The 13,859-nt window shown below is 48.3% G+C and carries 12 protein-coding genes; 4 read left to right on the top strand and 8 right to left on the bottom strand.

The window, feature by feature from the left end:
* Positions 1–35 precede the first annotated feature (35 nt).
* Together ICV32_RS06955 and ICV32_RS06950 are read right to left on the bottom strand one after the other, a co-directional pair.
* Positions 36–1,310, bottom strand: a complete 1,275-nt coding sequence (locus ICV32_RS06955; RefSeq protein ID WP_215369519.1) for an NAD(P)/FAD-dependent oxidoreductase — start codon at positions 1,308–1,310, stop codon at positions 36–38.
* Positions 1,311–1,325: 15 nt separating this feature from the next.
* Positions 1,326–1,664, bottom strand: a complete 339-nt coding sequence (locus ICV32_RS06950; protein ID WP_251371827.1) for a c-type cytochrome — start codon at positions 1,662–1,664, stop codon at positions 1,326–1,328.
* Positions 1,665–1,883: 219 nt separating this feature from the next.
* On the opposite strand from ICV32_RS06950, the gene ICV32_RS06945 reads away from it, so the two are divergent.
* From ICV32_RS06945 to ICV32_RS06935, 3 genes are read left to right on the top strand one after another with little or no spacing between them, the layout of a single operon-like run.
* A complete protein-coding gene (locus tag ICV32_RS06945; protein WP_215369518.1) occupies positions 1,884–3,581 on the top strand; it encodes a glycosyltransferase family 39 protein in 1,698 nt (565 codons plus the stop codon).
* Positions 3,572–4,846: a sialidase family protein gene (locus tag ICV32_RS06940; RefSeq protein ID WP_215369517.1), complete on the top strand. Its 1,275-nt coding sequence runs from the start codon at positions 3,572–3,574 to the stop codon at positions 4,844–4,846. The genes ICV32_RS06945 and ICV32_RS06940 overlap by 10 nt, the downstream gene beginning before the upstream one ends.
* Positions 4,843–5,520, top strand: a complete 678-nt coding sequence (locus ICV32_RS06935; RefSeq protein ID WP_215369515.1) for a hypothetical protein — start codon at positions 4,843–4,845, stop codon at positions 5,518–5,520. The genes ICV32_RS06940 and ICV32_RS06935 overlap by 4 nt, the downstream gene beginning before the upstream one ends.
* A gap of 57 nt (positions 5,521–5,577) precedes the next feature.
* On the opposite strand, the gene ICV32_RS06930 is transcribed toward ICV32_RS06935, so the two are convergent.
* From ICV32_RS06930 to fabI, 6 genes are all read right to left on the bottom strand, one after another.
* The gene (locus ICV32_RS06930) at positions 5,578–6,564 is read right to left on the bottom strand and encodes a tripartite tricarboxylate transporter substrate binding protein (protein ID WP_215369513.1); all 987 of its coding nucleotides are present in this window, start codon (positions 6,562–6,564) and stop codon (positions 5,578–5,580) included.
* Positions 6,565–6,625: 61 nt separating this feature from the next.
* Positions 6,626–7,471 (bottom strand): CoA ester lyase, encoded by an 846-nt coding sequence (locus ICV32_RS06925; protein ID WP_215369511.1) that lies wholly within the window; start codon positions 7,469–7,471, stop codon positions 6,626–6,628.
* Positions 7,472–7,482: 11 nt separating this feature from the next.
* Positions 7,483–8,862: an MmgE/PrpD family protein gene (locus tag ICV32_RS06920; RefSeq protein WP_215369509.1), complete on the bottom strand. Its 1,380-nt coding sequence runs from the start codon at positions 8,860–8,862 to the stop codon at positions 7,483–7,485.
* Entirely contained in the window at positions 8,859–9,734 is an 876-nt protein-coding gene (locus ICV32_RS06915) for a MaoC family dehydratase N-terminal domain-containing protein (RefSeq protein WP_215369507.1), read from the bottom strand. Before ICV32_RS06915 ends, ICV32_RS06920 begins: the two co-directional genes overlap by 4 nt.
* Positions 9,735–9,778: 44 nt before the next feature.
* Positions 9,779–11,023: a chromate efflux transporter gene (gene chrA / locus ICV32_RS06910; RefSeq protein WP_251371826.1), complete on the bottom strand. Its 1,245-nt coding sequence runs from the start codon at positions 11,021–11,023 to the stop codon at positions 9,779–9,781.
* 110 nt (positions 11,024–11,133) lie between these two features.
* Positions 11,134–11,919, bottom strand: coding sequence for an enoyl-ACP reductase FabI (gene fabI / locus ICV32_RS06905; protein WP_215369506.1), 786 nt, complete (start codon positions 11,917–11,919; stop codon positions 11,134–11,136).
* Positions 11,920–11,967: 48 nt separating this feature from the next.
* Between fabI and ICV32_RS06900 the strand changes: the two genes are divergently transcribed.
* Entirely contained in the window at positions 11,968–13,857 is a 1,890-nt protein-coding gene (locus ICV32_RS06900; protein ID WP_215369504.1) for an extracellular solute-binding protein, read from the top strand.
* Positions 13,858–13,859: the final 2 nt, after the last annotated feature.

Below are 13,859 nucleotides of genomic sequence, written 5' to 3'. Positions count from 1 at the left end.
CAGAGCGCTTGGCTTTTCCTAAGGCAAGTAGTTGATTAACCCAGGCTGTCTGCCCAAATGTTACGAGCCCAACCCCAAGCGTAAACCCCTTCCAACTTACTGGCTTCAGCGGATAGGCCACCTGAGCCTGGAACGGTCTTGAAGGTCTTATCTTTGGCATCGTACTGATGGACGCTGGCAACGTGAACCACCTCATCCGCACTTACAAAGCTGTAGCAGGTGTTGGTGAGAACTGGATTTTGATTGACTTCAAAACCACCAAGTTCAGCAACGATCGCTGCTGCCGCAACTTTGGCATGCGAGTTGGCCATATGGCCTGATTTGGGCATTAGTGGAGCAATCTGAATCGAATCACCAAGAACGTGGATGTCTTTGGCGGCAGTCGATTCAAAATTGATGTAGTTGACATTCACCCACCGGGCATTCGAATTCGCAATACCGGTGCGTACTGCGATGTCGCCAGCGCGCATGAGGGGCAAAACATTCAATACATCAGCTTTGACGTCATTTTGCACATCAAATTTGAGCGTCTTGGTTTTGCTATCAACCTCAACTACATTGTGTTTCGGACGGTATTCAATCATGCCGGCATACATGGAGGCCCAAGCCTTTTTGAAGAGACCACCTTTCGAAACCACATCGTCATTGGCATCAAGGATTAATACCTTCGACTTGGGCTTAAATTGCTTAAAGTAACTGGCGACTTGGCAGGCACGCTCATAAGGTCCGGGAGGGCAGCGATACGGTGCCATTGGAATGGATATTGCGTAGACGCCGCCATCTTTCATGGACTCGAGTTGCTTGCGAAGTAAAACAGTTTCAGGGCCAGCTTTCCATGCTTGGACCGTCACACCTTCTTGGTTAGCCTTATCTAAGCCTTTGATGGTATCCATCATCAGACCAATACCAGGCGACAGGATGAGCTTGTCGTATTTCATTGAGCCACCCGAGGCCAAGCGAATGGTCTTTTGCTTCGCGTCAATGGAAGCCACCATATCCTTCACAACCTTAATGCCATGGCGCTTGGTCAAGTTGTCATAGGGAGTCGAGATATTGGCGATGGTGGTGTGACCACCAACAACTAGGTTCGACATTGGGCAGGAGATAAATTCTGCATTCGGTTCAATTAAAGTAACTTGAGCAGTGTTGTTCGAAAACATCCGCACATACTTCGCGGCGGTAGCGCCACCGTACCCACCCCCGACGACGACTACATTAGCTTTACTAATATTGACGGGAGGGCTAGCACAACCAGCCAATACACCTAACGATGCTGCGGAACTAACTCCTAAAAAGTGACGACGATCCATTTTTTTTATCCTCAATTATTTTTTGCCAAGCACATTGGCAATGGTTTGGAGTTGCTCATCGGTATAGCCTTTAGCTAATTGATGCATGATGGTTCCAGTGCGTGCACCGCTCTTAAACGCTTTGAGTTGAGTCAACATGGCATCGGGCGATAAATGATTAATTTGAGGCATGCCCGCATTTGGAACACCAACACCATTCGTGCCATGGCAATTCGCACAAGTAGCTGCCAAGGACATTTGATTGATATTGGCAGGACTAGTTTGCGCAACCGCAAGGCCACTAAAGGATAGTAGACCTACAGTGCCGATACTAAGCCCCATGACCTTGAGCTGATGGACAGATGGAAAGTGCATTTTGATAATCTCCATTGGTTTTAATTCAAACAACAAAAGCATCCGTGATATTAATTGATTGATGGGCAATATCGAAGGAAATATCCCATGGTTTCAATACTTAATAGTCATAATCATATAACCCGAACGATTGCTTAGGATTAAGGTTTTCCCTAGGTTTTATGGAAATACTTCCAGTAAATAAAGAGCCTTAAACGCTAGGCTAATAAACTATTGATTATGCAAGCGCCCATCTCCATTCCTTCGATTCTGTTTGGGCTCGTTTTGGCATGCGTTACCTATTTTTATGGCGTCGATAGTCGCTTTGCTCCGAAGAATGGCGATGAATACCCATATACCCATATTGTCCGTATGACCAATGCCGCGGATGCATGGTTACCGTTGCAGTCAGAAATGGTTGGTATCAAAAATACCAAACCACCATTGTTGTTTTGGCAGGGCATGCTCTCAACCGATCATGGCAACGCATGGTCACTCTTTAATCTACGCTGGCCAAGTTTGGTGTACACCGCGCTCACTACTCTTCTGATTGTGTTGAGTGCAGTCGCAATCAGTAAAAATCTCTCGGCTGGCGTATTGGCAGGGGTTATTTGGCTTGCCTTCTATAATACCTATCGTTATGGACGTCCGTATCTAGCCGAACCCCCAGAGATTTTTTGGCTTTCTCTCCCATTTTTTCTGTTACTGATTGTTGGTAAACGGCTCATCGAGTCTAAATTGGTATTTCCTCTGATCACGGGTAGCGCTTTTGGCTTTGCATTGCTGTACAAGTCGGTAGCCTACATCGTTCCTGCCTGCCTAGTATTAACTCTTTGGTATTGGCAATGGCGCGATTGTCGGGTGGTGGAATGCATTCAACGCGATCTTTTCAAAGTGATCTCGATCGGCCTGATTGCATTAGGTTTATTCGCGCTGTGGTTTGTCTTCGATCCCGATCCTATGGCGATCTGGAATGAATTCGTGATTGGTGAGAATGCGGGTAAGTTTGCTGCCAGGAATACGAGCTATCTGAAAGACTTTGTCTGGGGTGGAGATAGTGTGGGCATGCTTTTAGTGACTGGGGTAGCAAATGCCGGATTTTTAGCATTCGTAGTATTTAACCTCTTTTATCTGGCGATTCGTGATCGCAAATCGATGAGCACGGAAGAGAAATTACTGTGGATTTGGATTGCGGTGTTTTTTATCATCTTTTCCCTACCTAGCCAGCGTTCGGGCCGATATTTGTTGCCCATCATGCCAGCGATTGCCATCTTATTGGCCATGCATTGGCAGCAACTTAGTCGCTGGACCTTTTGGCTTGGCTTGGTATTGCAGGGTATTGTTTTAATAGCCTTGGCATGGCTCTCTTGGAATATCAATCTTTGGTCGTATCCAATATGGCATTGGTTTTTACTCATCGGCGCAATTGCCATCGTTTTGATTGGGCTATTTCAGGCTCGCTTTACCAAAACAGCAACGCTGCTTGCTTGTTTTCTCACTGTTCTATCTTTAAGTAGCAGCATCATGCCGCTCGATGGAGCTGCAGGGCGCTTTGATGCGAAAACCATTGCCGCACTTCAAGGTAAGACGGTGTGGTTCCCTTGTGACTTTCGGGCCAAGGATGAGGAGTATCGGTTTTTGATCCCGGGCGCGAATATCAAAGGTTACCCAGCGAGTGAAGCAAAAAATCTTACGCAGTTAGCGAATCAATACTCCTTATTCGCAGTTCAGGCTCCCGTCAATACGAAATTTACTCCATGCCCCGATTGTGAGGTGATCGGTGAGCGCCTAGAGATGCGTGCTCGGCATTCATCTGACGAGATTAAGGCGATGCTACTGGGCCAAGTAAGCGACAATCTCTTCGTGAAAGAGTACATCGTATTTGCCCCATTTAATATCGGTAAGGATGCAGCCCCCGAGAAAGATGCATGCCGATGATGCGGGTACTGGCATTTGTATTCCTAATCGTGGCAATCGCAATGGCGTATTTTCAGTTACATGATCATCCGGCCTGGGCGGATTTTCAGGTTCCGGTTGAGCAATCCACTGCCGAACTAACCCCATCAAGTACTCCTACTTCTTCTAAAACGAAGCCCATCGTTAATCCACCGACATTGCAAGGATTGACGGAGTGGTTGCCTGACACAACAAGACCGTCGGTACATGCTGCGAGCGTTATTCCCCTAAAGGATGGAAACTGGCGGGCTTTTTGGTTTGCCGGTTCACGAGAAGGTGCGGCCGATGTAGTCATTTTGAGTGCAACCTGGGATTCAGTGATTAAGCAATGGGGACCCGCGAGTGTGGTTTTGGATCGAGAGGGTGCGCAAGCAGGTCTTGGACGCTACATTGCCAAGCTGGGTAACCCTGTACCGATGCGCAATATCAACGGCCAACTGCAGCTTTATGTGGTGGCAGTCTCGATTGGTGGTTGGGCAGGTAGCTCAATCAGTGTGATGCACTCCGATGATGATGGAGTCACTTGGTCTGGACCAAAGCGCCTAATCACCACGCCTTTACTCAATCTCAGCACCCTAGTGAAGGGTTCTGGGTTTTTGTTTGCAGACGGCACGATGGGAATCCCGGTTTATCACGAGTGGATTGGTAAATATGGTGAGCTCATACGACTTGATCCGACTGGTCAAATGCTGGATAAACGACGGATGTCCTCGGGCCGTGGTACCTTGCAACCCATCGTCTTTATCGATGATGCTAAGCATGCAAGTGCGTATTTTCGTCAAGCCCGTCGCACGGGCCCCAAGCAAATTCCTGTAAGCCATACTGCAAGTGCTGGTGAGCGTTGGGAGTTAGCTCCCGATTTAGGGCTAGCCAACCCCAATGCAGCCATCACTGGAGTGGAGTTATCGGATCGAACCCGTTTGATGGTCTTTAATGATTTAGAACACGGGCGTCATCGCCTCGTACTTGCAGCAGCGTGGCCTAATCCAGCCAAAGCAGATAGTAGTCAGTCGGCAAAGAGTAATTACTCGCCCTGGAAGACAATTGCGGTGCTTGAGGATGAGACCGCCTCAACGACGAATCCAAAAGAAGAGTTCTCTTATCCCTATATGAGCCTGAACCAACAAGGGCAAGTCTTACTGGTCTATACCTGGAATCGCAAACGAATCAAGTCAATCCTTTGGGACGCTGGTTATCTACAGTCGTATTTACAACATATCAAATCAGAAACGGATAGGTCGCAATGACGCTTTCCACCTTGATTCATCAACTACCGCTGATTGAGATTAGTCTCATTACTAGCATTATTTTTTTGCATCTGATTCGAGCCACTCTGAATATCGGCTATGGGCTTATTCCAGGACTTCTCTTGGTGAGTATTGCATCACTCGTTTTACTTGCCCCGTTCGGAGCCATTGGCGCACCATGGAGTTTGCCGTTTGCTGCCTATATTCGGGGAGTAACCGGTGATTTGAGTATTTTGAGTCTAATGCTAATTATTTGTACATGGAGTGGAATGAATGCGTTTCGTATTGCAAGCATTACTCCAATCCTAATTGCAGTAGTAGCTATTTTGTTTTATCCCTTTGCTTTGGGATTCACCATGTTTGATCCCTATGCGTGGGGCTATCATTCCAGTATTTTCGTGGGAACCGTTTTGTTAGTTGCTGCAATTTATTTCTTTGCCAAGCACTCTTGGGAAGCGTTCATGATCTCCATTACCGTGATTGCCTGGTCGATTCATTGGCATGAGTCGATTAATTTATGGGATTACTTATTAGATCCATTTCTCGCAGTCTGGGCAATTGGGCTTAGTATCCGATGGGTAATTTGGGGAAGACCTCAGCCCGATGATGCCAATGAATGGGGCATGGATGCAAGTCTGATGTCGCGCCGTAAGCGCGGTCGGATGTTTGGCTAACACCCAAATAAAAAGGCCGGTTTGCACCGGCCTCGTAATCATTGAAAGCGCAACGAATTAATCAGGAATGTTGGCTTTACGAATGATTGGACCCCAACGATTGATCTCAGCATCTAAGTGAGCTTTGAGCGCCTCACCGTTTTGCTTCGAAACAGGAACGATATCAATGTTTGAGGAATCTAAGCGAGCCTTCAGATCAGGATCGGTCAATGCCTTCTTGAGGGCAGCATTGAGTTTCTCGAGAACAGGTTTTGGTGTGCCAAGCGGAGCATAAATACCATGCCACACCTTCACGTCAAAGCCTTTCATGCCTTGCTCATCCAAGGTTGGAACATTGGGGAGGGCAGAAAGACGCTTGGGAGTAGTTACGCCATAGACCTTAACCTTGCCGTCTTTGATGAACGGAATAGTTTGGGTAGTTTGGTCACACAAAATGTTCACTTGACCGCCAACTAAGTCGGTCAATGCTGGACCAGTACCTTTATAAGGAACGGTTGTCACACGCACACCTAAACGGCTTTGGAAAATCAATCCGCACAGTTGGGACACGGCACCTGGACCGGCATTGGCCATCGTTACCTTGTCTTTATTGGCGCGGATGTATGCCTCAAGCTCTTTGAAGTTATTCGGTGGGAAGTTTTTGCTGCCCAAAAGCACCATTGGTACATCTGCAACTTGACCGATGTACTCAAAATCTTTGAGGGGATCGTAGGGCAACTTGTCATACAGCGCTTGAGCAGTGGCCATACCCATGTGGTGGATATAGATGGTGTAACCATCGGGTTTGGATTTGGCAACCTTGGCAGAAGCAACGGTACCACCGGCACCAGCGACGTTTTCAACCACAACGGTTTGACCAAGTGTTTTACTCATATTGGTTGCGAGTAAGCGGGCAATCGTATCGGTTGGACCACCAGCTGCAAACGGTACCACTAAGCTAATTGGCTTATCAGGGTATTTTTGCGCGTTCGCTGTTCCGGTCAATAACAGACCAGCACTCATCACCGCAGCAAGTAATGCATTTAAAGGTTTATTTAATTTCATTCAAAAGTCTCCGTAAGGGATAAAGCAAACGCCATTTTGCCATGGATTTTTAGCGAAAAACCTAGGGATTACCAGCCAAGCTTAGGATTCGGCGCGCCAGCATGACGACCGGCCGATCGATCATCTTCCCATCCACTTTGGCGGCTTGCCCCCCAGAGGCCTTATCTGCTGCAATCACCCGTTGGGCCCAGTCGACCTCTTGAGGAGTAGGGGTAAAAGCTTGTTTCACAACGGGTATTTGCTTTGGATGTATGCACAACTTGGCACCAAAACCAAAACGTCTGGCTTTATGTGCATGTGCAAAAATGAGGTCGACATCGCTTGTGGACTGAGTAACCCCATCAATTGGCGGGGCAATACTGACCAATTTTGATGCCAGGGTCATCATGAATCTGGCGGTATCCAGTTCGGTTTCATTCTCATCGCAGCTAATACCCAGTTCCACTTGCATATCAAAGTTACCTAGCGCAAGTCGTAAAACCTGTGACGAGCTCGCAATCTCATTTAAATGGTGCAAACCAAGTGGGGTTTCGATCATTGGGATGAATGCAGTGTTCGGTAGTTCTCTCGCAGCACCATTGATGTGATCGCGCGTTTCTGTTTTTGGGATCATGAGGCATGGCACTTGCAATTCTTTAAGCAATACTAAATCGGCTGCATAAAAGGGTGAGCCTGGAGCGTTGCAGCGGACCACAATACGCTCTTTATCCGTCTCTGAAATCGCTGACCAATGTTGTTTGAGTAGATCACGTGCTTTGGGCTTGTCGTCTAGACCAACCGCATCTTCTAAATCAATAATGACACCTTGCGCTCCACTGGCTAATGCTTTGCTGTAACGCTCCGGTTGATTCGCTGGAACAAATAAGAAGCAACACGCATCACTTAGCAGTAAGTGGGGAAGGTTCATAGCAGCAATCCTTATTTGGAAAGAATAAAAGGGACAGTATTTACCCGGCGAATATCAAATAGCAATGCAATCGCATCGTGCATCTCGGATTCAGTGGCGCCGCCACTAAATGCAGCTAGACGCAAAGCCTTCTCTTTAATTTCCGCTCGGGTCAGTGTATTACCTGGATCACCTTTAGGCTCATCGACGCGGCCTTCATAAACCTGACCATTCTTTAGGTACACCTTCACCTTACCAATCCATCTCTGCGGGTAAGCCTTATCAACTTCGGGATCTAAAATCATACTGACTCGATTGCGTAGCGCGCAAATCTCAGGATCGTTAAAGTGTTTAGCAAACTCATCAAGGCCTGCAAACTGAAACTTGCAGATGAGCGCAAGAACCGTGCCCATGGAAAACTTGGATTGATGCAGGGTCGTCGCATCACTAGCGGGACCAAGAACATCGATGGCTCCTTGGTGCACCAAGGTCTCAATGCGGTCAATGTAAGCCATTTTGACTGCGTGTTTTTGGATGACCTGCAATAGCGCATCGGCTGCTGGATGGGTGTGGCGACATGAGGCGTGATATTTAAACGAAGTCTCTGCTAGGCACCAACGTGAACCTAAGCGATCAATTAATTTTTCTGGGTTGGCATCGGTCGATGTTCCTGCCGCAAGACCTTGCACGCCCTCCAGTATTTTCTGAGCGCCAGTAAATCCGGCCTGTGCCAAATAGGCGGACATTAGGCCAGTGGCGCTGGCATGCGCAGTGTGCAGTTGTTTGGAATCGGCAGCGTCGCGAAGAAATTCCCATAGACCCGCTGATTGGGTACCCGCAGAGCCGAAGGCATGAAGCATCTGCTGGGGATTGAGTTTGAGTAAGCGACCGACGGTTGCGGCGGCAGCTAATGTACCCGCGGTACCGGTGGTATGAAAAATTTTGTAGTGGGAGCGACCCAAGAACTCACCAACACGAATACCGACTTCATAGCCAACCACCGCCGCTGTTAAGAACTCGTGACCACTGAGTTGTTTGGCCTGAGCAAGCGCTAATGCCGCAGGAAATACGATTGTTCCTGGGTGAAACACTGAACCATTATGAACATCATCTTGTTCAACCACGTGCGATGCGGCTGCATTGGCTAAGCAAGCAAGAAATGGACTCGATAAGGAGCGCGACACAATGATTTCAGCAGACCCGGCAATTGCAGGTTGCGATACCGGTCCCATCGCTTGGGCAAATTGCGTGATGATCTCAACCGGTTTCGATCCTTTGCCACCAACGGTCGAGGCAAACCAATCCACTAATAAATCTTCGGCCCGTGAAATAACATCTTTCGGAATATCCTCAAATTGCAATTGGCTTGCAAAGCGCGCAAGCTCTGCGGAGTAATGAGGACCCGTCGTCATGGACTCAAGACTGCTTTGGCTTGCATGGTGAGCCAGCCCTCATGATCTTCTGACCAAACCCGCAAGGTTTGACCGCTTGGATCATCACCATCTAAGGCGGCGTTGACTTTCATGCGATGGATATCAAAGGTTGGACGAATTGCTCTGAACTCAAAGGACTGCAGTTTTCTGCCGGGATGATGTTCTCTCACTAAATCCACAAGGAGCGTAGCGATCAAGGGGCCATGCACGATGAGACCAGGATACCCTTCCTCTTGGGTGACGTAACTGCGGTCGTAATGAATCCGGTGTCCATTAAAGGTGAGCGCCGAGTAGCGAAATAAAAGAACCGGATCAGGGTTAATCAATTTAGTCCACTGCCCATTCTGTGGGGCGGGCGTTGGGGCAGGGGGTTTCTCATCAGGACTTGGGGCTGCGCGATAGACAATGTCATGCTCTTCAGTTAGAACAAGACCTTTTTGATTGGAGATTTGATGCTCAACTAAGACGAATAGCAAATCACCCGTGCGGCCTGATTTGTGTGTGACGGACTTGATTGTTGATACGCGTTCGATCGTATCGCCAATTTGCAACTCACCCACCCAACGCAGTCGGCCACCAGCCCACATGCGGCGCGGAAGTGGGACGGGCGGCAAGAAGCCACCTCGTTTTGCATGACCATCAGGACCGATTTCTGACTGCTGGGGATGTGGCAAGAAATACAACCAGTGCCATAACTCAGGAAGAAAGACTCCCGGATTGGGCTCAGGGTCATTGCGATCAAGGGTTGCAGAAAGAGCACGGTAAGGAGCGGCAGTCACTTGATCTGGATAACGCTCGGATTTACCAATCCACTCTTGAAGATGGGATAGTGTGGCTTCGTCGATTCTCATGACGCCATTATGCCAAGTTTGGCATCAGGCTCATCGATCAATACCTACGAAAACAGCAGGCCGCTCTGCGCAAAAAGAATGCCTAAAAGTCCCGCTAGACCGAGGGTGCGAATCACGCCCCACTGGAGCCGTAACATGAGAAGCAATGAGGCTAAACAAATGAGAAGTGCAAATATCGATAAGCCTTGGGAGAAGCCCTTCGGAAAAAATACCTGATACGCAAAGAACATCCCAAGGTTGGCAATCACGCCAACTACTGCTGCGCTAATCGCCGTGAGGGGCGCAGTAAATCGCACATTGCCGTGGGTCGATTCAATTAAAGGGGCGCCCAGAAAAATAAATAAGAATGATGGCAAAAAAGTAAACCACGTTGCCACGAGGGCTCCAAGCGCACCACCCCAAAATCCCAAACCACCGAGAATCGTGTCATTGGCAAATCCAGCCAAGAAACCCACAAAGGCAACCACCATGATGAGGGGTCCCGGTTTGGTTTCACCCAAGGCCAAGCCGTCCATCATTTGTGAGGCCGTTAACCACTGGTAGTGTTCGACAGCGCCCTGAAAGACATAAGGCAAAACAGCATATGCGCCCCCAAAGGTCAGGAATGCCGCTTTAGTAAAAAACCATGCTATCTGTGGGTAGAGGGATTTCCAACCCTCAATCAGAATCAAAGCCACGATCGGAATAAGCCACAACAAAACCCCAATGCTCAACTGCCGATAAAGGCGTGTTGCATCATAGCGAGCATGTTCTGGGGTGGGGGTGTGATCATCGATGAGCGCTTTGATCGAGGAGTCACTGTGATGCGATGGGGTATGGGCCTGTTGCGTAAATAGGGTTGGGCGGTATTGGCCTAAAAAAAATCCAATGAGTCCAGCGCTCACAATAATTAGTGGGAACGGTACGTTAAAAATAAAGATGGCAATAAAAGAAAAAAACGCAAGCCATGCCAGGATGGCGTGACGAATACTACGTTTTGCGATCCGAATGACCGCCACAATGACGATTGCGGTCACCGCCGGCTTAATTCCTTCAAACAGTGCAGCGATTAAAGGTGTTTGTCCGAACTCTAAATAAATCCAAGAGAGCGCAATCAGGATCAAGAGCGAAGGCAGAATAAATAAAGTGCCAGCCAAGATGCCACCCCAAGTTCGATGCATGAGCCAACCTAAGTAGGTGGCTAATTGCTGTGCTTCTGGGCCGGGAAGCAACATGCAGTAATTGAGAGCGTGTAAAAAACGACGCTCGGAGATCCAGCGTTTTTTCTCAACCAACTCATCATGCATCATGGCAATCTGAGCGGTTGGTCCGCCAAAACTAATAAATCCGAGTTTGAGCCAGTAGGCTAGCGCCTCTCGAAGCGGTATTTGTGCTTGGGTTTGATTCGAAGAATCGATTTTTAAACCTCGTCCATCCCACCGACCACTTGGCTAAAGCCGTTATCCACATAGATGATTTCAGCGGTGATGCCGCTTGCTAAATCGGATAGTAAGAATGAGGCAGCATTTCCAACATCATCGACGGTCACATTGCGTCGTAGCGGGGCTGTTTTTTCAACGGCATCCAGAATTTTTCCAAACCCTTTAATTCCGGAGGCGGCTAAGGTTTTGATCGGACCTGCTGAAATACCATTGACTCGAATTCCCTTGGGTCCAAGTGAGCCTGCCAAATAACGGACAGATGCTTCAAGGGAAGCTTTGGCTAATCCCATGGTGTTGTAGTTGGGAACATTACGTAATGACCCCAAATAGGTCAGGGTAAGAAGGGCCGCATTGGGACTTAGCATGGGCAGAGCCTCTTTGGCCATTGCCGGAAAGCTGTATGCTGAGATATCGTGGGCAATCTTGAATGCCTCGCGACTTAAGCCCTCCAGAAAATCACCAGCAATAGCCTCACGGGGTGCAAATCCAATGGAATGGACAAAGCCATCAAATTGGGGCCACGATTTGCCAAGCTCCTCAAACAGTGCATGGATTTGTTCATCACTACCCACATCGCAATCAAAAATGAGTGAGCTATTGAACTCCTTTGCAAATTCAGTGATCCGGTCTTTAAAGCGTTCACCCACATAGGTAAATGCAAGTTCGGCACCCTCCCGGTGGCAGGCCTTGGCAATTCCATAGGCAATTGAGCGGTTGGAGAGAAGCCCAGTAATTAGGATGCGTTTACCGCTTAAATAAGCCATGATGAGTCCTTTACTTCAAAATTGATTTGCTATCTACAATTGTTGCATATGCTAAGCCAATTACCCCTGCGATTACTGCCTTGCCAGTTTTGGGCTCATTGGCGTCCTTTGGGCATTGCAATCCTGTGTTGGATACTGATTTGCCCATCGAGCGCTGGGGCCGCACAGGGTATTGCGCAATATGGCAAGCCCAAATATGCCGATGGTTTTGCCCATTTTGACTATGTCAATCCAAATGCGCCGCGGGGTGGAACACTCACGCTCCCCAATCCGGATCGTCGTACGAGTTTTGATAAGTTCAACCCCTTTACCTTGCGGGGTGTGACCGCCCCGGGGATTGGCGCTTTAATGTTTGAGTCATTGGCGGTGGGAAGTGCCGATGAGGTGTCTAGTGTGTACGGTTTGATTGCTGAAGACATTAAGGTGGCCGCAGACCAGATGTCGGTAACCTTTCGGCTTCGACCTGAGGCACAGTTCTCGGATGGCAGTCCAATTTTGGCAGACGATGTCAAACACAGTTTTGATACGCTCATCAGTAAACTCGCCAATCCACAGTACCGCACCATCTACGCAGATGTGAAGCAAGCCGTCGTCGTATCGGAGCGGGTGATTCGTTTTGACTTTAAGGTTCGCAATAGCGAGCTACCTCTCATGGTTGGTGGCTTACCGATCTTTTCTAAACACTGGGGCAAAAAAGCCGATGGTAGCCACACCCCTTTTGACAAGATTACTTTTGAACATCCGATTGGCAGCGGTCCTTATGTGATTGAGTCGTACCGCGCTGGTAAATCGATGATCTACAAACGCAACCCAAACTATTGGGGAAATAAAGTTAATGTACGAGTGGGTTTCTTTAATTTTGATCGAATTGTCTACAAACTCTATAGCGACGATGCGGTGCGCTTAGAGGCGTTTAAAGCAGGAGAATTTGATGCGCTCGTGGAGTACCGTGCCAAAAATTGGGCAAAGAGTTATGTGGGCCCCAAATTTAATAATGGCACTTTAATTAAGAAAGCTTTCCCCAATCACAATGGCGCGGGAATGCAAGGTTTTGCGATGAACTTGCGGCGCCCCATTTTTCAAGATGCACGAGTTCGTAAAGCACTCGGGTATGCACTGGATTTCGAATGGCTAAATCGCCAACTTTTTTATGATCAATACAGCCGCATTAACAGTTACTTTCAAAATAGCGATCTGAGTGCAAATTACAACGGCGAGACCGTTCCTACTGCCGCAGAACTCAAACTCTTAAAACCCTTGCAAGAGAAGTATCCCCAATTTGTACCCGAGGCAGTCTTTGGGGCGATGCCGTCAGCGCCGAGCACTGCGCCACCAAGTAGTTTACGCACCAACCTTCGTAAAGCAAAGGAGTTGCTGGCCGAAGCTGGGTGGACGTACCGCGATGGCGCATTACGTAATGCGAAGGGCGAAGTGTTCCGATTTGAGATTGTGGAGGATGGCCCATTCTTTTTGCGTATCTTGACCGCCTATGTACGAAATCTTGAAAAGTTAGGGATCAAAGTTGATATTCGTACCAGCGACTTTGCACTACATCAAAAACGGATGGATGACTATGATTTTGATATGACCACCATTCGCTTTCCTGACACCCAAAGCCCTGGCAATGAGCTCTACGACCGCTATGGAAGTGCAGCAGCAAAAGAGAAGGGCTCCGACAATGTGATTGGTGTGCAATCCCCCGTTGTGGATGCGCTCATTGATGCGATTGTTCGAGCAGAAACCAGAGAACAGTTGCAAGCAGCAACGCGCTCGCTCGATCGCGTCCTTTGGAATAGTTACTATGTGGTACCCCATTGGTATAGTCCAACTCATCGGATTGCGTACCGTAAAGAAATGGGTTATCCCAATCCTCCACTGTATTTTTCTGCCGAGTCGTGGATCTTGTCCTTATGGTGGCGGCAAGGGGCGCGTCAATGAAC

This window comes from Polynucleobacter sp. MWH-UH24A (assembly GCF_018687475.1).
GTDB lineage: Bacteria > Pseudomonadota > Gammaproteobacteria > Burkholderiales > Burkholderiaceae > Polynucleobacter.
The sequence above is the reverse complement of the archived record's forward strand: the minus strand, read 5'-3'. Positions and strand labels throughout refer to the sequence as shown.